16 protein-coding genes are annotated in these 18,742 nt (G+C 73.8%); 4 read left to right on the top strand and 12 right to left on the bottom strand.

Translation table 11 applies throughout. The features are described 5' to 3' along the window. Positions 1-39 precede the first annotated feature (39 nt). The 5 genes from fabG to KDL28_RS34175 form a co-directional block, all read right to left on the bottom strand. Positions 40-750, bottom strand: a complete 711-nt coding sequence (gene fabG, locus KDL28_RS34155; protein WP_252445331.1) for a 3-oxoacyl-ACP reductase FabG — start codon at positions 748-750, stop codon at positions 40-42. 74 nt (positions 751-824) lie between these two features. Beyond that, positions 825-1,811, bottom strand: coding sequence for a VWA domain-containing protein (locus KDL28_RS34160; protein ID WP_252445333.1), 987 nt, complete (start codon positions 1,809-1,811; stop codon positions 825-827). A gap of 2 nt (positions 1,812-1,813) precedes the next feature. Then, positions 1,814-2,788: a DUF58 domain-containing protein gene (locus KDL28_RS34165; protein ID WP_372497157.1), complete on the bottom strand. Its 975-nt coding sequence runs from the start codon at positions 2,786-2,788 to the stop codon at positions 1,814-1,816. Beyond that, on the bottom strand, positions 2,785-3,840 hold the full coding sequence (locus KDL28_RS34170; protein WP_372497158.1) for an AAA family ATPase: 1,056 nt from the start codon (positions 3,838-3,840) through the stop codon (positions 2,785-2,787). Before KDL28_RS34170 ends, KDL28_RS34165 begins: the two co-directional genes overlap by 4 nt. A gap of 202 nt (positions 3,841-4,042) precedes the next feature. Continuing rightward, positions 4,043-5,329 (bottom strand): NlpC/P60 family protein, encoded by a 1,287-nt coding sequence (locus KDL28_RS34175; protein ID WP_252445335.1) that lies wholly within the window; start codon positions 5,327-5,329, stop codon positions 4,043-4,045. Between the two features lie 319 nt (positions 5,330-5,648). On the opposite strand from KDL28_RS34175, the gene KDL28_RS34180 reads away from it, so the two are divergent. Both KDL28_RS34180 and KDL28_RS34185 read left to right on the top strand, forming a co-directional pair. After that, positions 5,649-7,082: a flagellar basal body protein FliL gene (locus tag KDL28_RS34180; RefSeq protein WP_252445337.1), complete on the top strand. Its 1,434-nt coding sequence runs from the start codon at positions 5,649-5,651 to the stop codon at positions 7,080-7,082. 245 nt (positions 7,083-7,327) lie between these two features. Next, positions 7,328-10,198: an aconitate hydratase gene (locus KDL28_RS34185; RefSeq protein WP_252445338.1), complete on the top strand. Its 2,871-nt coding sequence runs from the start codon at positions 7,328-7,330 to the stop codon at positions 10,196-10,198. Between the two features lie 66 nt (positions 10,199-10,264). Here the strand turns inward: KDL28_RS34185 and KDL28_RS34190 are convergent, their stop codons facing one another. From KDL28_RS34190 to KDL28_RS34205, 4 genes are all read right to left on the bottom strand, one after another. After that, a complete protein-coding gene (locus KDL28_RS34190; RefSeq protein ID WP_252445340.1) occupies positions 10,265-11,422 on the bottom strand; it encodes a TIR domain-containing protein in 1,158 nt (385 codons plus the stop codon). Between the two features lie 50 nt (positions 11,423-11,472). After that, the gene (locus KDL28_RS34195; protein WP_252445342.1) at positions 11,473-12,150 is read right to left on the bottom strand and encodes a hypothetical protein; all 678 of its coding nucleotides are present in this window, start codon (positions 12,148-12,150) and stop codon (positions 11,473-11,475) included. A gap of 214 nt (positions 12,151-12,364) precedes the next feature. Beyond that, a complete protein-coding gene (locus KDL28_RS34200; protein ID WP_252445344.1) occupies positions 12,365-12,757 on the bottom strand; it encodes a DUF2237 family protein in 393 nt (130 codons plus the stop codon). Positions 12,758-12,809: 52 nt separating this feature from the next. Then, complete coding sequence (locus KDL28_RS34205; protein ID WP_252445346.1) at positions 12,810-13,646, bottom strand: class I SAM-dependent methyltransferase; 837 nt, start codon at positions 13,644-13,646, stop codon at positions 12,810-12,812. A gap of 70 nt (positions 13,647-13,716) precedes the next feature. On the opposite strand from KDL28_RS34205, the gene KDL28_RS34210 reads away from it, so the two are divergent. Together KDL28_RS34210 and KDL28_RS34215 are read left to right on the top strand one after the other, a co-directional pair. Beyond that, positions 13,717-14,319, top strand: a complete 603-nt coding sequence (locus KDL28_RS34210; protein WP_252445348.1) for a TetR/AcrR family transcriptional regulator — start codon at positions 13,717-13,719, stop codon at positions 14,317-14,319. A gap of 160 nt (positions 14,320-14,479) precedes the next feature. Next, positions 14,480-15,223, top strand: a complete 744-nt coding sequence (locus KDL28_RS34215) for a sulfite exporter TauE/SafE family protein (protein ID WP_252445350.1) — start codon at positions 14,480-14,482, stop codon at positions 15,221-15,223. A gap of 33 nt (positions 15,224-15,256) precedes the next feature. On the opposite strand, the gene KDL28_RS34220 is transcribed toward KDL28_RS34215, so the two are convergent. The 3 genes from KDL28_RS34220 to KDL28_RS34230 are packed head-to-tail and all read right to left on the bottom strand — an operon-like array spanning position 15,257 to position 18,598. Beyond that, entirely contained in the window at positions 15,257-16,177 is a 921-nt protein-coding gene (locus KDL28_RS34220; protein WP_252445352.1) for a carbohydrate ABC transporter permease, read from the bottom strand. 1 nt (position 16,178) lies between these two features. Beyond that, the gene (locus KDL28_RS34225) at positions 16,179-17,210 is read right to left on the bottom strand and encodes a carbohydrate ABC transporter permease (protein ID WP_252445354.1); all 1,032 of its coding nucleotides are present in this window, start codon (positions 17,208-17,210) and stop codon (positions 16,179-16,181) included. Further along, the gene (locus KDL28_RS34230; RefSeq protein ID WP_252445356.1) at positions 17,207-18,598 is read right to left on the bottom strand and encodes an ABC transporter substrate-binding protein; all 1,392 of its coding nucleotides are present in this window, start codon (positions 18,596-18,598) and stop codon (positions 17,207-17,209) included. Before KDL28_RS34230 ends, KDL28_RS34225 begins: the two co-directional genes overlap by 4 nt. Positions 18,599-18,742: the final 144 nt, after the last annotated feature.

Here is an 18,742-nt window from a genome sequence, read left to right on the forward strand (position 1 = left end):
GGGGAAGGTGTGGGAGAGCGGGAGCCGGTGCCCCGTGCCTCAGTGCCCCATGCCGAGGCCGCCGTCGACCGGGATGACCGCCCCGGTGATGTACCCGGCGCCGTCGGAGGCGAGCCAGGTGACCGCGGCCGCGATCTCCTCCGGGCTGGCGTAGCGGCCCAGCGGCACCTGGCCGAGGATCTCGGTGCGGCGGGCCTCGCTGAGCTTGCGCGTCATGTCGGTGTCGACGAACCCGGGCGCCACCACGTTCGCGGTGATGCCCCGCGACCCCAGCTCCCTGGCCACCGACCGGGCCAACCCGACCAGCCCGGCCTTCGCCGAGGCGTAGTTCACCTGGCCCGCCGAGCCGAGCAGCCCGACCACGGAGGACACGAACACCATCCGCCCGCCCCTGGCCTTGAGCATGCCGCGCGAGGCCCGCTTGGCCACCCGGTAGGCCGCGGTCAGGTTGGTGTCCACCACCGAGGTGAACGACTCCTCGCTCATCCGCATGAGCAGCCCGTCGTCGGTGATGCCGGCGTTGGACACCAGCACCTGCACCGGACCGTGCTTCTCCTCGACCGTGCCGAACGCCGCGTCCACCGCGGCCGAGTCGGTGACGTCGCACTGCACCGGCAGCAGCTCGCCGGGCAGGTCGTCCACCGGGGAGCGGTGCGTCACCGCCACCTGGTCGCCCTGCGCCGCGAACGCCGTCGCGATCGCGAGCCCGATACCGCGGTTGCCACCGGTCACCAGCACGCTGCGTCCCACGCGCCCACCCTATGACCTCCACCCCGGGCCCACCGCCCGGGCACCGCGCAGCCGAGCCGGACTCCGCCGACGCGCTAGGGCAACCGCCGCCCCAGCGCCAACCCCGCGCCGATCCCCACCACCAGCAGCATCGCCCCACCGGCCAGCCACGGCCTGCTCACGTCGACCCGCCGGGTCTCGTAACCGATCTGCTCGCCCAGCTCCGCGTAGACCTGGCGCAGCTCCTCCTCGGTGGCCGCGGTGAAGAACTGCCCGCCCGACAGCTCGGCGATCCGCTGCATCGACGCGTCGTCCACCGCCACCGGGGTGCGCTCGCCCGGGTTGATCTCGATCGAGCCGTACTCGGTGCCGAACGAGATCGTGGAGACCGGGATCCCGACCTCCTCGGCCCGCCGCGCCGCCGTGAACGACCCCCGCGGCTCCTCCTCCGGGGTCACCCCACCCGGGACGGTCTGCTTGCCGTCGCTCATCAGCACGATCCGCGCCGGCGGGGGACCGTCCTCGGTGCCCGCGATGGCCTGCGAGAACGTCTCCACCGACTGGATCGCGGCGAACACCGCCTCCCCGGTCGCCGTGGACTCCGACAGCTTCAACCCGTCGACCGCCCGCTTCACCGGCTCCCGGTCGGCCGTCGGCGACACCAGCACCGCAGCGGTGCCCGCGAACGACACCAGCCCCAGGTTGATCCCCGGGGTCAGCTGGTCGGCGAACGCCTTGGCCGCGGCCTGCGCGGCGGCCAACCGGCTCGGCTCGACGTCGGTGGCCTGCATCGACAGCGACACGTCGATCACCAGCATCACGGTCGCCCGGTTGCGCGGCACCCTCGCCTCGGCCATCGGCCCGGCCAGCGCCACCGTCAGCACCGCCAGCGCGGCGATCAACCCGACCGCGGGCAGGTGCCGCCACCAGCCGGGCCGGTTCGGCGCGACCTTGTCCAGCAGCTCCAGGTTGGTGAACCGGATGACGTCGCGGCGGCGCCTGCGCAGCAGCACCACGTAGCCCACGACGAGCGCGGCCACCACCACGAGCAGCACCAGCCACCACGGCTGCGCGAACACCACCCCTACCGCCCTCCCCCCGACCAGGCGCGCTTGCGGGCCAGCGCGAACCGCACGATGTCGGCCACCCAGTCGGAGTCGGTGCGCAGGGTCAGCTGCGCCGCCCCGCAGCGGCGCAGCGTCGCGGCGACCCGTTCGCGGTGCTCGGCCGCGGCCGCCGCGAACTCCCGGCACAGCAGCGGCGTGGTGACCACCTCGCGCTGGCGCCCGGTCTCCGGATCGGCCAGCACCACCGTGCCCACCTCCGGCAGCTCCAGCTCCCGCGGGTCGAGCACCTCCACGGCCAGCAGCTCGTGGCGCGCCGACAGCGCCCGCAGCGGGCGCTCCCAGTCCGGCTCGCCGAGGAAGTCCGAGATCACCACGGCCAGCCCCCGCCGCCGCGGCGGGCGGCGCAGCTTCTCGATCGCCGCGGCCAGGTCGCCGCGGTTGCCGGTGGGCGCCCGCGGCGTCTCCACCACCCGGCGCAGCAGCCCCCGCGCGTGCGCCACGCCACCGCGGGCCGGGATCCGCACCGTGTGCGCACCGGTCGCCACGACCGCGCCGATCCGGTTGCCCCCGCCGCGGGTCAGGTGGGCCACCGCGGCCAGCGCGGCCACCGCCAGGTCGCGCTTCTCGCAGCCCGCCGTGCCGAAGTCCAGGCTCGGCGACAGGTCCAGCACCACCCACGTCTCCAGCTCGCGGTCGGCCACCGTCTCCCGCACGTGCGCCTCGGTCGTGCGCGCGGTCACCGCCCAGTCCATCCGGCGCACGTCGTCGCCCGCCTGGTACGGGCGCGCCTCCCCGGGCTCGCTGCCCGGCCCCGGCACGAGGCCAAGGTGGTTGCCCTGCAGCAGCCCGTCGAGCCGGCCGCGGACCGTCAGCTCCAGGGTGCGCAGCGCCGTCTCGATCTCCGCTCCGCGCAGCGACGGCGGCGCCGCACCGCGCCTGCGCCCGACCGCCACCGGCGCGGACCGGGCGTCCGGGGCCGGTGCCGCGCTCACGCCGGCGAGTACTGCGACGGGCTCGCTCCCGACGCCCCGGTCGGGCGGGCGGTGACCTGCGGCAGCGGCACCGTGGCCAGCACCCGCGAGATGATGTGGTCCATCGGCACCTGGTCGGCCACCGCGTCGTAGGACAGCACCAGCCGGTGGCGCAGCACGTCCGGGGCGACGTCGAGGATGTCCTGGGGCAGCACGTAGTCGCGCCCGCGGACCAGCGCCAGCGAGCGCGACGCCGCGACGATCCCGAGCGTCGCGCGCGGCGAGGCCCCGTAGGCCACCCACCCGGCGATGTCGGACAGGCCGTGCTCCGCGGGGGTGCGCGTGGCCACCACCAGCCGCACCACGTAGTCGACCAGGGCGTGGTGCACGAACACCGAGGACGCCGAGCGCTGCAACCTGCGCAGCTCCTCGGGATCGATCACCTGCTGGGCCACCGGCGGCTCCGACCCCATCCGGTACACGATCTCGCGCTCCTCCTCGAGACCCGGGTACTCGACCACGATCTTGAACAGGAAGCGGTCGCGCTGGGCCTCGGGCAGCGGGTAGACGCCCTCGTTCTCGATGGGGTTCTGGGTGGCCAGCACCAGGAACGGGTCGGGCATCGGATAGGTGCGCCCGCCGATCGACAGGTGCCGCTCGGCCATCACCTCGAGCATCGCCGACTGCACCTTCGCCGGCGCCCGGTTGATCTCGTCGGCGAGCACGAAGTTGGCCACGATCGGGCCCAGCTCGACGTCGAACTCCTCGCGGCCCTGCCGGTAGATCCGGGTGCCCAGGATGTCGGCGGGGACCAGGTCGGGGGTGAACTGCAGGCGGGCGAAGCTGCCGCCGACGACCTTGGCCACCGTCTCCACGGCCAGCGTCTTGGCCACGCCGGGCACGCCCTCGAGCAGCAGGTGCCCCTTGGCCAGCAGCCCGACGAGCATCCGCTCGACCAACCGGTCCTGGCCGACGATCACCCGCTTGATCTCGAACACCACGCGCTCCAGCCGGTCCGCGTCGTGGGCCGGGTTGTGCTGCGGCGGGTTCGATGCCGACTCCTGCACGTTCACCGCCCCATCCCACCGCGCCGGCCGTGAGGCGCCGGTGAGTCCCCCGGTCCGGGCGGTTCGGTTCGGTCAGCCTTTGGCTGACCGAACGATGGCGTCAATCGATCGTTGACACAATGGGGGACCCGTCGAGAACGAACTCGTCGTCGTTTGGACCGGTCCGAAATGACGCCAGGGTCGTTCTCGACGGGGTGGGCCGGGACGGTCAGAGGACGCGGGTGGCCATCGGGAGCAGGCCGCGGGTGCGCAGCTTGGTCACACGCACGGACGCCCCGGTGTAGGGGGCCTCGATCATCTTTCCGTCGCCGACGTACATGGCCACGTGGTGGATCGGGGCGCCGCCGCGCTTGTAGAAGACCATGTCACCGGGTCGCAGGTCGGAGATCGGGACCTTGCGGCCCGCGTTGTACTGGTTGCGGCTCACCCGGGGCAGGCGCACCCCGGCGCCGTTGAACGCGTAGAGCATCAGCCCCGAGCAGTCGAAGCCGATGCGGTTGAGCGGGGAGCCGAACCGGTCCGGGATGCCGGTGCTCGGGCCCCGGCCGTTGCCCCCGCCCCACACGTACTGCACGCCCAGCTGCGACATCGCCCGGTCGATGACCCGGCGCACGGCGGCGCTGCCGCGCACCGGCGGTCCGTCGCCCAGGGCGAGCACCCGGCTGTTGGCCTCCTCACGGGCGGCCCGGTCGGCCGCGGCCTGCTCGGCCGCCACCCGCGCCCGCCACTCGTTGTAGCGGGTGCGCTGGGCGCGCAACCCGGCGTCGCCCGCCTCCGCGGCGTCCAGGCGGCGCTGCAGCTCGACGCGCCGGGCGTCCAGCTCGGCCAACCGCGCGGCGTGCTCGCGGGCGGCCTGATCCGCGGCGGCGAACGCGGCCTCGGCGTCGGCCTCCGCCTGCGCCGCCTCGGCCTCGCGGTCCCGCGCCGCCTGCAGGGCCGCCCGGGCGCCCGCGTCGGCGTTGGCCTTCTCCACCCGGGCGCGCTCCAGGCCGTCCTGCGCGGCCAGCTGGGAGCGGGCGATCGCGTCGTTGAACTCGGCCCGCGCGACCAGGTCCTCCGGGCCGGTGGCCGCGGTCAGCAGGCCGAGCGGGCCGTTGTCGAGGCCCTGCTGGTAGGTGGCCACCACGAACTCGTCGAGGCGGTCGCGGGCCGACTCGATGGCCGCCGACGCCGCCTGGGTCGCGATCCGCGCCGCGTCGGCCTGCCGACCGGCCTCGGCCGCGGCCTCCTGCGCGGCGTTGAGCAACTCCAGCGCCGCCTCCGCACTCTCCCGGCTCAGGGCCAGCTCGGCGGCCAGGTCGTCGGTGCGGATGTCCAGGTCGGCCAGCTCCGAGGTCAGCCGACCGACCTCGCCGGCACGGCGGGTGACCTCCTGCGCGCTGCGCTCCAGCTCGTCGTCGCCGGGGTTGGGCGGTGGCGTCGGCTGCGCCACGGCGGTACCGACCCCGCTGAGCAGGGCGATCAGGACCAGGAGCGCGACCACCGCACGCCGCATCCGCCTTCTCCCATCCCACCGACCGATCGGCCGGGCCACTGACCGTCACGAGCGCGGCGGATGCTGCCATTCGGACCGGGCGCGTCCGGGGAGGCACACCAGAACGGATGCACGACGTGCTCCGATCGGGTTAGTTCTGGTGGCGATCTGACGACGATTCCGTAGTTACACGGTGCATTCCGGGGCCGTGGACCGACAGCATCACTGCCGGGCCCCGATCGGGGGACGCGACGACGAGGAGCACAGCGGTGAGTGACAACGGGCGAGGCGGACCGCCGGACGGGTGGCCCGGACAGGGGGTCCGGGACACGGTCAGCAGGTGCCCCCGCCCTACCAGGGCGGCGGCTACGGCCAGGGCTACCCGCAGCAGCAGCCCGGCTACGGGCAACAGCCGGGGTACGGGCAGCAGCCCGGCTACGGGCAACAGCCCGGGTACGGCCAGCAGCCCGGCTACGGCCAGCCCTACCCGGGCCAGCAGGGCTACGCGGGCCAGCCGACGGCGACCCTGCCCGGCGGGCCGCCGCCCGGATGGGGCGGCGCACAGCCCCCGCCCCCCGGCTACAGCGCCCCGCCGCGGCGGCGCGGTCCGATCGTCATCGCGATCGTGGCCGTGCTCGCGCTGGCCGGCGGCGCCTTCGGCGTGGTGACCTGGCTCAGCGGGCGCGGGGGCGCCGACACCCCGGCCGCCGCGGTCCAGCTGCTGGCCCAGGACCTGAACTCGCAGAACCTCATCGACGCGGCCAGCCGGCTGCACCCCGGCGAGGCCCAGCTCGCCGCCGACGCCGGCGACGTCCTGGTCGACGAGCTGGTCCGGCTGAACATCCTCAAGCCCAACGCCGAGCTGGGCCTGGGCACCGTGGAGTTCAAGGACCTGCAGATCGACGAGGCCGCGGCCGAGCAGGTCCGCGACGACCTCGTGATCAACAAGGTGACCGGCGGGCAGATCGTGTCCCAGCAGGGCTTCGGCGACCTGCCGTTCACCGAGGAGTTCGCGCAGCGGGCGTTCCCGAACGGGATGGTCCCCACCACCAACGCACCCACCACGGTCAACGTCAGCGACATCATCGCCCAGACCGGCGAGCCGCTGCGCCTGGCCAGCGTCCGGGTCGGCGGCGAGTGGTACGTCAGCCTCTTCTACACCGCGGCCGACTACGGCCTTCGCGAGTCCGGCGCGCAGTGGCCGGCCCAGCCGGTGCCCGCGGTGGGCACCGACAGCGCCCAGGCCGCGGTCCAGGAGACCGTGCAGGCGATCCTCGACCAGGACATGCGCCGGCTGATCGAGCTCATGGACCCGGCCGAGCTGCAGGTCATGCACGACGCCGGTGAGGTGATCATCGAGAGCGCCGGGGCCGGTGAGCCGAGCGGGGCGAAGCTGCTGGAGCTGGAGACCACCGAGACCACCGTCCGCGGCCACACCGCGGTGCAGCTCAAGCGGGCCGTGATCGAGGCCGACGGCTCGCGCGGCACCATCGAGCGCGACGGCGACTGCCTGGTGGCCACCGAGGACGGCGGCGCGCCGCAGCGGCTGTGCTCGGCCGACCTGCTCGACTCGATCGGCGACGCGGGCGACCCGACGCTGGAGCGGCTGGCGCCGCGGATCGCCCAGGCCCTCTTCGACGTGCAGGTCGTGACCAACGAGGTCGACGGGAAGCACTACTTCTCCCCCGGCCAGACCATGATCAGCCTGTTCGGCAGCGCGCTGGGCGTGCTCGAGCCCCAGGACATCACCGCCCTGCTGGACTCGGCGAACTAGCCGCGCGCAGGGCGCACGACCGACGAGGACCCCGTCCCAGGTGGGCGGGGTCCTCGCGCGTCGCACCCCGGTTCGACGAAATAACAGGACAAGCGTACTGTTTGGGGTAGCGGGGTCGGCGGCGCAGCCGGAACGGGGTGCGCCAGACTCCGCGGAAGTCGAACGCCGATCACCAGCGACGGACCATCCGCGACGCACCAGCACGGAGACCCACCCGGCGCCCACCACCGCAGGAGGACTCGACAGTGGCCACGACCAGCCCAGCCACCAACCCGGACAGCTTCGGCGCCAAGGGCGTCCTGCAGGCTGGCGGGGCCGAGCACGAGATCTACCGGATCTCCGCCGTGGACGGCGCCGACCGGCTGCCGTTCAGCCTGAAGGTGCTGCTGGAGAACCTCCTGCGCACCGAGGACGGCGCCAACGTCACCGCCGAGCACGTGCGCGCGCTGGCCGGCTGGGACCCGGCCGCCGAGCCCGACACCGAGATCCAGTTCACCCCGGCCCGGGTGATCATGCAGGACTTCACCGGCGTGCCGTGCGTGGTCGACCTGGCGACCATGCGCGAGGCCGTCACCGAGCTGGGCGGCGACCCGGCCCGGGTCAACCCGCTGGCCCCGGCCGAGCTGGTCATCGACCACTCGGTGATCACCGACGTGTTCGGCACCCCGGACGCGTTCGAGCGCAACGTCGAGTTCGAGTACAGCCGCAACAGGGAGCGCTACCAGTTCCTGCGCTGGGGCCAGGGCGCCTTCGACGAGTTCAAGGTCGTCCCGCCGGGCACCGGCATCGTGCACCAGGTCAACATCGAGCACCTGGCCCGCGTCGTGATGACCCGCGGCGGGCAGGCCTACCCCGACACGCTCGTCGGCACCGACTCGCACACCACGATGGTCAACGGCCTGGGCGTGCTGGGCTGGGGCGTCGGCGGCATCGAGGCCGAGGCCGCGATGCTCGGCCAGCCGGTCTCGATGCTGATCCCCAAGGTCGTGGGCTTCAAGCTGAGCGGGGAGATCCCCGCCGGGGCCACCGCCACCGACGTCGTGCTGACCATCACCGAGATCCTGCGCCGCGAGGGCGTGGTCGGGAAGTTCGTCGAGTTCTACGGCGAGGGCGTGGGCGCGGTGCCGCTGGCCAACCGGGCCACCATCGGCAACATGAGCCCGGAGTTCGGCTCCACCGCGGCGATCTTCCCGATCGACGAGGAGACGCTGCGCTACCTGACCCTCACCGGTCGCGCGAAGGAGCAGATCGCGCTGGTCGAGGCCTACGCCAAGGAGCAGGGCCTCTGGCACGACCCGACCCGCGAGGCCGTCTACTCCGAGACCGTCGAGCTCGACCTGTCGACCGTCGTGCCGTCCATCGCCGGGCCCAAGCGCCCGCAGGACCGCATCTCGCTCACCGAGTCCAAGGAGGCGTTCCGCTCGGTGATCGGCGAGTACGCCGGCACCCCCGACGCCACCGACCCGGACGACGCCGCCTCCTCCGGCTCGTCGGTCGACGAGGCGGGCGAGGAGAGCTTCCCGGCCAGCGACCCCGCCAGCCCCTCCGCGCACGGCAACGGCGACGGCGGCAAGCCGCGGGTGGCCGTCTCGGCCGCGACGGGCGCGCACGGCCGGGTCAGCAAGCCGACGTCGGTGACCATGGCCAACGGCACCACCTTCGACCTCGACCACGGCGCCGTGGTGATCGCCTCGATCACCTCCTGCACCAACACGTCGAACCCGTCGGTGATGCTGGGCGCCGCGCTGCTGGCCAAGAACGCCGTGGACAAGGGCCTGGCCGTCAAGCCGTGGGTCAAGACCTCCATGGCGCCGGGCTCGCAGGTCGTCACCGACTACTACGAGAAGGCCGGGCTCTGGCCCTACCTGGAGAAGCTGGGCTACCACCTGGTCGGCTACGGCTGCACCACCTGCATCGGCAACTCCGGCCCGCTGCCCGAGGAGATCTCGGCCGCGGTCAACGAGGCCGACCTGGCGGTCGTGTCGGTGCTGTCGGGCAACCGCAACTTCGAGGGCCGCATCAACCCCGACATCAAGATGAACTACCTGGCCTCGCCGCCGCTGGTGATCGCCTACGCGCTGGCCGGCACGATGGACTTCGACTTCGAGACCCAGCCGCTGGGCCAGGACTCCGACGGCGCCGACGTCTTCCTGCGCGACCTGTGGCCCTCCGCGGCCGACGTCCAGGCCACGATCGACAACACGATCACCCAGGAGATGTTCACCAAGGACTACGCCGACGTCTTCGCCGGCGACGAGCGCTGGAAGTCACTGCCCACGCCGGAGGGGCGGACCTTCGAGTGGGACCCCGAGTCCACCTACGTGCGCAAGCCCCCGTACTTCGAGGGCATGCAGCCCGAGCCGTCGCCGGTCGTGGACATCTCGGGGGCCCGGGTGCTGGCCATGCTGGGCGACTCGGTCACCACCGACCACATCTCCCCCGCCGGCTCGATCAAGGCCGACACCCCGGCCGGGCAGTACCTGATCGAGCACGGCGTGGAGAAGAAGGACTTCAACTCCTACGGGTCGCGGCGCGGCAACCACGAGGTGATGATCCGCGGCACGTTCGCCAACATCCGGCTGCGCAACCAACTGCTCAGCCAGGAGAACGGCGGGAAGGGCGTCTCCGGGGGCTACACGCGCGACTTCACCCAGGAGGGCGCGCCGCAGGCGTTCATCTACGACGCCGCGCAGAACTACGCTGCGCAGGGCACGCCCCTGGTGGTGCTGGGCGGCAAGGAGTACGGCTCGGGCTCCTCGCGCGACTGGGCGGCCAAGGGCACCGCGCTGCTCGGGGTGAAGGCCGTGATCGTGGAGTCCTTCGAGCGCATCCACCGCTCCAACCTGATCGGGATGGGCGTGCTGCCGCTGCAGTTCCCGCAGGGCGAGTCGGCGTCCTCGCTGGGCCTGGACGGCTCGGAGACCTTCGACATCTCCGGGGTCACCGCGCTCAACGACGGCTCCACCCCGCGCACCGTGCGGGTGACGGCGACGAAGCAGAGCGACGAGAAGGTCGAGTTCGAGGCCACGGTCCGGATCGACACCCCCGGCGAGGCCGACTACTACCGCAACGGCGGGATCATGCAGTACGTCCTGCGGGGCATGCTGCGCAGCTGACGGCGGGTCACGACCACCGGGGCGGTGGACACCGAAGCGGGTGCCCACCGCTCCGTCGGGCCGGGGTCAGTCCCGGACCCGGACGGAGTCGACGGTGATGTGCCAGGACTCCGTCCCCTCGCCGTCGAGGTCGATGCTGAACCCGGCCAGCGGCGCCGCCACCGGGATCCGTCCGATCACCTCGTCCCGCACCCGCACGGTCAGCTCCGAACCCTCCCGGGTCAGCCGCATCGGCACCGGCTCCCCCAGCGCCATGGGCACGAAGACGGCCGGGGGCACGTAGTCGTCGTAGCCCGAGCACCGTGCCCGGTCGCACACCAGCGCCATCGCGGTGACGTCGGCCGGTGGGCTCGGCCCGAAGACCAGCCGGTGGGTCCGACCGGTGGACTCCACGACCGTCACCCCCGCGCCGCCCTTGCCTGCCCGGTCGAAGCCGAGCACGCTCGCCACGAAGGAGACCTCGTCGAACGGGCCGACGCCGCGCGGGAGCAGCGTGCCGACCACGCCTTCCGGTGGGCCGGCCCCGTCGAGCACCAGGTCGAGCACGCCGTCGCGCGGGCGCATCAGGTCGGGGCGGGACGCGGGGTTCCAGCGCCGCAGGTCGAGCGCGTCGGTGTCGAAGTCCTCCTCGAACACCACCCGACCGACGCCGTCGCTCACGGTCGGGGTCGGGGTCGGGCCGGTCCCGCGCGGCAGGTCGGCCGCGATGATCCCGCCCACCAGCACCGCGACCACCGCCAGGGCCGGCCGGATCCAGCGCCGGCCCGGCCCCGGCTGCTCGCGCACCGCCTCGATCGCGTCGCCGAGCGCCCGCAGGTCCGACGACCAGTGCCGATCGGTCAGCTGCACGGCGTTGATGTCGGCGATGGGCGCCAGCGGACCGGGCAGGTCGTCGCGGTCCGGCATCACCGCGCTGTCGACCAGGACGGGCAGGACCGGCACCCGGTGGCGCAGCGCGGTCTCGACCTCGCGCCGGACCGGGTCGTCGGGCTCGTCGAGCCGGCGGCCGCCGCGGCGCCCGACCACCGACGACCACTCGGGGTTGACGACCAGCACGAGCGCGTCGGCGGCGCGCACCGCACGCTCGATCTCGGCGGTGAAGTCGGTGCCCGGCGCGATGGAGTCCAGGTCCAGGAAGACCTTGCGGTCGCCGAACCGCCGGGCGAGGTCGGCGTGCAGCCTGCCCGCCCACCCCCCGCCGCCGGAGCGCCGGTAGGAGATCACGACGGCGGGCCCGGTACCGGCCGACCACCGACCGGGACGCATCGACGGCGTCAGGCGGTCAGCCGCAGCGCGTCGAGCACGACGTGCCAGGCCTCGCCGTCGGCGCCGTAGAGCTCGATGTCGAACGCGGTCAGCGGGGAGTCGTCGTCGGCCGCCGATTCCCCGATGAGCTGGTCGCGCAGGAAGAACCGCACCACCGGGCCGTCCTGGACGATCCGCGCCGGCACGACCTCCCCCCGCGCGAAACCCGCGCTCGTGGTGGGCTCGGCGAAGTCGTCATAGGCCGCGCACTCCGGGCGCCCGCACACGAGGGCGACCGCCTGCAGCTCGCCGCCGCTGGGCCCGAACGCGAGCTCGTGGTTGCGCCCGCTGGCCTGGCGCACCACGACCGCCGGGCCGCCGGGCCCGGATTCGCCGAAATCGGGCACCGCCACGGTGAACCTCAGCTCCCGGAACGAGCCGGTGAACCTCGGGTTCAACGCCGCCTCCACGCCGTCGGCGGTGTCCTGCGCCGTGACGACCAGGTTCAGGCCGCCGTCGCGCTGGTGGATCAGGTCGGCCCGGTCGGGAGCGGCCCACCGCGTCTCGTCGAGGCGATCGCCGTCGAAGTCCTCCGCGAACACCACCCCCGGCTCCGGGGCCGGCGGCGCGGGTGCGGCCGGGACCGACGGCGCCGCCGCCTCGGTCGTCCCGCACGCGGCCAGGAGGGCGAGCAGAGCGATCGCCACCGCGCTGCTCCACGCGGGACGTCGGCTCTCCCCCCGCTGCGCATGACGCTCCGACACCGTCGACCTCCCCAGTTCCGCGTACACCGTCACGGGGGATCTCACGGCGGGTCGACGATCCGTTACAGCCCGTACTCCATTCCGAGGAGGAGGCCGCCTCGTCCCGTTCGGGCGGCGGCCCCGCGCGCGAACGGCGCGGTCGCGGACGACCGGCGGATCAGGTCAGCGATCCCGGGTCGGCCGGCACGTCGACGGCGTGCGCCCGCAGCAGCTCGAGCGGGACGACCTCGGTGGCCCGGCGGTTGGTCGAGGCGAGCACCACCGGCGCCGCCGTGCCCGCGCGGGCGGCCTGCAGCCAGCGCACGGCGACCACGCACCAGCGGTCGCCGGGGCGCAGGCCCGGGAAGCCGTACTCGGGGCGCGGGCTCGTCAGGTCGTTGCCCACGCCGCGCTGGTGCTCGAGGAACTCGGCGGTCACGACGGCGCACACGGTGTGGCTGCCGCGGTCCTCCGGGCCGGTGCTGCAGCACCCGTCGCGGTAGAAGCCGGTCATCGGGTCGGTTCCGCACGGCTCCAGCGGGCCGCCGAGCACGTTGAGCTCCTCCGCCATCGCCCCAGCCTGCCACGGGTCGGGGACGCGGCGCCGCAGGCGGGCCGGAGGGTCAGCGGGAGGACCGCACGGCGGTCGCGGCCAACGTCGTGTACGGCATCGTGAAGCCGCCACCGATCCGGTCGACGGCGGCCCCGACGGCGTCGAGCACCCGCGCCAGCGCCCCGGCCGGCAGCCGGGTCAGCGCCCCGGTGGTGGGCAGGTGGTCCAGCCACTGGTCCCGGGTGTAGGACTGCTCCCAGTCGAAGCGCCACTGCTCGGGCTCGTCGAAGCCACCGGCCCGCCGCATCCCGTCCGCGGCGGCGAGGAACCCGGCCTGGTAGACCTCAAGCGCGCTGCGCCCCGCCCCGCCCGCCGACGGCACGGTGAAGGGCGAGTCGGGAGCCACCCGCGCGAAGGCCTCGACGAACGCCGCGGTCACCGTGGGCGGGGCGTCGAAGGCGTGGCCGAAGACGGCCAGCCGCCCGTCCGGGCGCAGCACCCGCGCCGCCTTCGCCGCGCCGGCGACCGGGTCGACCCAGTGCCAGGCCTGGCCGGCGACGACGGCGTCGAACGAGCGGCCGGCCGGCTCCCAGTCCTCGAAGGTGGCCACCTCGACCGCGACGCCGGTGCGCCGGGCGAACTCGGCCATCCGCCCGTCCGGGTCGACGCCCAGCACAGTGGCGCCCGCCGCGCGGAACTGGCGGGCCTCGATGCCGGTCCCGCACCCGACGTCGAGGACGTCCGGGCCGGGGCTGCGGGTGAGGATCCGCTCGATCAGCGCCTCGGGGTAGCGCGGGCGGGCGCGGTCGTAGCGCTCGGCGTCCACGCCGAACGACTCGGCGACCTGGCGCTGTCGGTGCGGCGGCGAGGAGGGAGGATCGACGGGGCCTCCGGCTCGAGTGGGCATGTGCCCACCTTAGTGGGCAATCGCCCATTCCGGCAACCGGGGTCCCTCGCCGACGAAGGGGAACCGCGCCGTGCCTACCGGGGTGCACATCCGCGACGCGCGCCAGCAGCTGCTCGACGCCGCCGAGCGCGTCCTGCTGCGGGCCGGCCCCGGCGCGCTGACCAGCCGCGCCGTCACCACCGAGGCCGACGTGGCCAAGGGCGTGCTGCACCGGCACTTCGCCGACTTCGACGACTTCCTCGCCGAGCTCGCCCGCGACCGCATCGCCCGGATCGACGCCCGAGCGGGCGAGCTGCGCGCCGCCGCCGGGACGGGCACCGTCGCCGGGAACCTCGCCGGCGCCCTGGCGGAGCTGTTCGACCCGGTCACCGTGGCGGTCGCCGGGCTCGTCATCTTCCGCGACGAGCTGCGGGAGCGCCTGCGCGGCGCCGCCGTCCCGCGCACCCCGCCCGTCCTGACCGAGATGACCGCGGCGATCGCCGGCTACCTCGCCGCGGAGCGCGAGCTGGGCCGCATCGCCGCCGACGCCGAGATCGACCCGCTCGCGCTGGCCCTCGTCGGCGGCGCGCACCTGCTGTGCGCCGGCCGTGCGCGCACCCGGCCCCCGGCCGGGGAGATCGACCTGGTGGTGTCCGCGGTCGTCGCCGACGTCGTCCAGCGCCGGCTGCTCTGACGCCACTCCCCCGGCCCCGGTCGGCGACGCGGCGCCCGCAGGTCGCCGTTTCGCTGACGTCAAGACAGCGTCAATGATTCGTTGTCACAGGAGGGGAGGCATCAGGCGCGACGTCGCCGGATCGCTGACCGCACGCCGGTGTCAACGGATCGTTGTCACAATGGTGTTCCCGCCCGAGACGTGCGACGTTGGCGGGGTGCTGCTGCTCGCCGGGCTCGTCGTCGCGCTCGGCGCGCTCGTCCAAGGGGCGGTCGGCTTCGGGCTGGCCCTGGTGGCCGCCCCGCTGCTGGCGATCATCGACCCCGCGCTCGTGCCGGTCCCCCTGCTGCTGGTGACCGCGGTGCACGCCGTGCTCACCGTGGCCCGCGAGCCGCGCGGGGCCGACTGGACCGGCGTGGGCTGGGCGCTGCTCGGCAGGCTGCCGGGCACCGCGCTGGGGGTGCTCGCGGTGGCGCTGCTGCCGACGCGGGTGTTCCTGGCCGTCGTCGCGGGGGTCGTGCTGGTCTGCGCCGCGCTGTCGGTGGTCACCTGGCGCCCCCGGCCGACGGTGCCCGCCCTGCTGGTCGCCGGGCTGGTCTCCGGCGCGGGCGGCACCGCCGCCTCCATCGGCGGACCGCCGGTCGCCCTGCTCTACCAGGACCGGTCCGGCGTCCGGGTGCGCGCCACGCTCGGCGCCTACTTCACCGCCGGGTCGGCGCTGTCGATCGGCGCCCTGGTCGCCGGCGGCCAGGTCGGCGTCGACCACCTCACCGCCGCGGCCGTGCTGCTGCCCGCCATGGTGGTCGGCTTCCTCGCCTCCGGCCCGGCCCGGCGGTTCGTCGACCGGGGCTGGGTGCGGCCCGCGGTCGTCGGGGTGTCGGCGCTCGGCGCGGGCGTGCTGCTGGTCCAGGTGGCGATCGGGTGAGCGCCGGGCCCGCTCCCCCGCCCAGGCCGTCTCTCAGCCCTTCTCGGCCCCCGCGGTCAACCCCTCCACGAGCAGCCGCTCGGTGAAGAAGAAGATGATCACGATCGGGATGGTGAGCAGCACCGAGCCCGCCATCAGCACGGTCGTCGGGATCTCGATGCTGCCGGCGAGCTGGCTCAGCCCGAGCGACACCGTCCAGCGCTCGCGGTCCTCGGCCAGGAACAGCAGCGCGAACAGGAACTCGTTCCAGGCGATCATGAAGACGTAGAGCGCGTTGGACACCACGGCCGGCATGGCCAGCGGCAGGCTCACCTTGAGGATGATCTGCCGGCGGGTGGCCCCGTCCATCGCCGCGGCCTCCTCCAGCGACACCGGGACCGTCTCGAAGTAGTTGCGCAGCATGTAGATCGAGATCGGCACGGTCTGCGCGACGTAGACCACGAGCAGCCCGACGATCGAGCCGCGCAGCCCGATCGCGGAGAAGAACACGAACAGCGGCACGGCCAGCAGGATCGCCGGGAACAGGTAGACGGCCAGGAACAGCGCGCTGACCTGGCGGCGGCCGCGGAAGTGCAACCGGCTGATCGCGTAGGAGCCCGGGATGGCCACCACCAGCGTGACCGCCACCGTCAGCAGCGCGATGACCGCGCTGTTGCGCAGGAAGACCAGGAAGCCCTGGCCCCCGGAGGCCGCGGAGGCCAGCACCTCGACGTAGGTGGTGAAGTCGAGCTCGGCGGGCCAGAGCAGCCCCGGGCGCTGCAGCACCTCGTCGAGGCTGCGCAGCGACAGCACCACCATGTAGTAGAAGGGGAACACGGTGGCGAGCACCAGCACGACGATCACCACCCAGCGCAGCACGCCGAGGACGCGGGTCTCCACGAGGTCGCGGTTCCAGCGCCGAGGCGCCGGCGCGGTGCTGCTCCCGGTCGGCTCGACGAGCGTCTCCTGGGTCACCTCAGACCTCCTCGACGCGCTTGGCGAAGAACTTGAAGTAGACGATCAGGAACACGACCAGGACCAGCGCCAGGACCAGCGCCTGCGCGGCCGCGCCGCCGATGTCGCCGCGGTCGGTGAGCAGGTTGTAGACCCGCACGCTGACCACCTCCGTGCCCGCGGCGCCCCCGGTGAGCAGGAAGATGTCGTCGAACTCGTTGAAGGTGAAGATGAACCGCAGCACCGACAGCAGCGCGATGACCGGCAGCAGCTGCGGCAGCAGCACGTGGCGGAACCGCTGGGTCGGGGTGGCGCCGTCCACCGTGGCGGCCTCCTCCAGCTCACCGGGCACGGCCTGCAGCCGGGCGGTGAGGAACAGGAACGCGAACGGGAAGTACCGCCACGCCTCGAACGCCATCACCGTCAGCAGCGCCACCGGCACGCTGACCTGCAGCCCGAACAGCGACACGTCCGCGGAGCGCTGGCTGAGGAACGCGATCGGGTCGTCCCAGCCCAACCACTCCCGCCCGACGTGGTTCACGATGCCGAACTGGGGGCTGAGCATGGTCTGCCAGACGAAGGCCACCGCCACCACCGGCGCCACGTAGGGCAGCAGCATGGACGCCCGGACGAAGGTCCGCCCGCGGAACGGCTTGCGCAGCGCCAGCGCCGCGGCCAGCCCGATGCCGATCGACCCGATCGTGCCGACCACCGAGAAGAGCAGCGTCGTGCGCAGGCCCTCCCAGAACCCCGAGGAGGTGAACACGTCGGCGATGTTCTCCAGGGAGAACTCGCCGAACAGCCCGCGCCTGCGCAGGTCGATCAGCCGCAGGTCCTGGAAGGCCAGCAGGATCGACCAGACGATCGGCACCACCACGACGACCAGCACGACCAGCAGCGTCGGGCTGAGCAGCAGCCGCCCCGCCCGGGCGTCGCGCTGGGCCCGGGTGAGCTGCTTGCCGCCCGACCGGTCCCGGACCGGGGTCTTCGGCTCGGGACCGGACGGGTCGGTCGGCTGGGTCTCCCGGGGCGGCGTGCCGGCCCCGGTGGTCATCGCAGCGAGTCCTGGATCTCGGTGACGTCGGCGTCGGCCTGCGCCGCCGCCGCGGCGGGGTCGGTCGCGCCCGATGTCATCGCGGCGATGGCCTGCGGCAGGGGGAGCTCGCCCAGCGTCGCCCCGATCAGGTCGCCCTGGCCCTGGGTGATGCCCCACCGGCGGAAGGTGTCGACGCTGGTGCCGAGGGTGTCGAGCACCTCGGCCGGGTAGAACTGCGACAGCGGCGCCTTGGTGTCCACCCCGGCGGGCAGCGCGCGCCAGGCGTCGACGTACTGGTTCGGCGAGTCCGCGGTGCCGGTGCGGGTGGGGAACTTGCCCTCCGGGGCGAAGCCCAGCCAGTCCTGGTAGCCGTCCGACATCATGAACCGGACGAACTGCCCGGCCGGGTCGGTGTCGGCGTCGGCCAGCACCGCCCAGGACACGACCTCGCCGTACTGCGCGGGTTCGGTGCCCTGCGGACCGGTGAGCGCGGTGACCACGCCGGTGTTGTCGACCAGGAACCGCGGGTCCGCGGCGCACTCCGGGCAGCTCGGGGCGGCGTCGGCGCGCAGCCCGGCCAGCTCGTCGAGGATGAACGACGACCACACCAGCATCGCGCCCTGGCCGGCGAAGTAGGCCGCGCGGGTGGTGTCCTCGTCCTGGGCGCCGGGCACCGAGGAGTTGCGGATCAGGTCGTTGTAGAAGCTCAGCGCGTCGACGCACTGCGGGCTGTCGAGGGTGACCTCGCCGCCGTCGTCCACCATCTCGCAGCCGTCGGCCAGCGCGAGGTGCTCGAAGGTCTGCTGGGTGAAGGCGCTGCCCGCGGCGGTGCCGCCGAGGAAGCCGGCGACGCCATCGGTGTTGAGCCGCTGCGCGGCCGCGGTCACGTCGGCGAAGGTCTTCGGCTCGGGCAGCCCGGCCGCGGCGAACAGGTCCTTGCGGTAGAGCAGCAGCTGGGCCCAGCCGTCGCTGGGCACGGCGAGCTGGGTGTCGCCGTCGCGGGTGAGCTCCAGGGCGCGCGGGGAGAAGGTGTCCGCGCCGAGCTCCTCGACGACCCGGCCCGCGGTGTCGGGGTCGAGCAGCTCGTCGGCGGCCAGGGAGCGGACTCCGGTCAGCGAGAGCGCCCCGACGACGTCGGGCAGGTCGCCGCCGGCCGCCGAGGACGTGATGAGCTGGCTGAACTGGTCCTCGTCGATGCCGACCAGCTCGACCGCGATGCCGGTCTGCTCGCTGAACCGCTGGGCCAGGGACTGCTGGGCGGCCAGCCGGTCGGGCAGGTTCTCCAGCGTCCACACGGTGAGGCTGCCCCCACCCTCCTCGGCGGGCTCCTCCCCGGATCCGCAGGCCGTGGCGGCCAGCAGCAGCATCGCGGACAGCACCGTCGTGGTGCGGGCACGTGTCCTCATCGACCCTCCCCCGTTCGTGGTGACCGGAGAGTAGAGCGACGTCAGCCCGAGTGCTCGCCCTGAACGTCCGCGCAGCTGGGAGCGGGTGCGGCGGCCCGCGCGAACCGCTCGGCGAGCACCGGGTGCCCGGCCGGGCGGCGGCAC

It is taken from the genome of Pseudonocardia humida (assembly GCF_023898865.1).
Classification (GTDB): domain Bacteria; phylum Actinomycetota; class Actinomycetes; order Mycobacteriales; family Pseudonocardiaceae; genus Pseudonocardia; species Pseudonocardia humida.

Excerpts from the sequence above, each read along its gene's own strand:
- KDL28_RS34205 (WP_252445346.1), bottom strand. The coding sequence starts at position 13,646 with ATGCCCACTCGAGCCGGAGGCCCCGTCGATCCTCCCTCCTCGCCGCCG.
- KDL28_RS34230 (WP_252445356.1), bottom strand. The coding sequence starts at position 18,598 with ATGAGGACACGTGCCCGCACCACGACGGTGCTGTCCGCGATGCTGCTG.
- KDL28_RS34175 (WP_252445335.1), bottom strand. The coding sequence starts at position 5,329 with ATGCGGCGTGCGGTGGTCGCGCTCCTGGTCCTGATCGCCCTGCTCAGC.
- KDL28_RS34225 (WP_252445354.1), bottom strand. The coding sequence starts at position 17,210 with ATGACCACCGGGGCCGGCACGCCGCCCCGGGAGACCCAGCCGACCGAC.
- KDL28_RS34215 (WP_252445350.1), top strand. The coding sequence starts at position 14,480 with ATGGTGTTCCCGCCCGAGACGTGCGACGTTGGCGGGGTGCTGCTGCTC.
- KDL28_RS34200 (WP_252445344.1), bottom strand. The coding sequence starts at position 12,757 with ATGGCGGAGGAGCTCAACGTGCTCGGCGGCCCGCTGGAGCCGTGCGGA.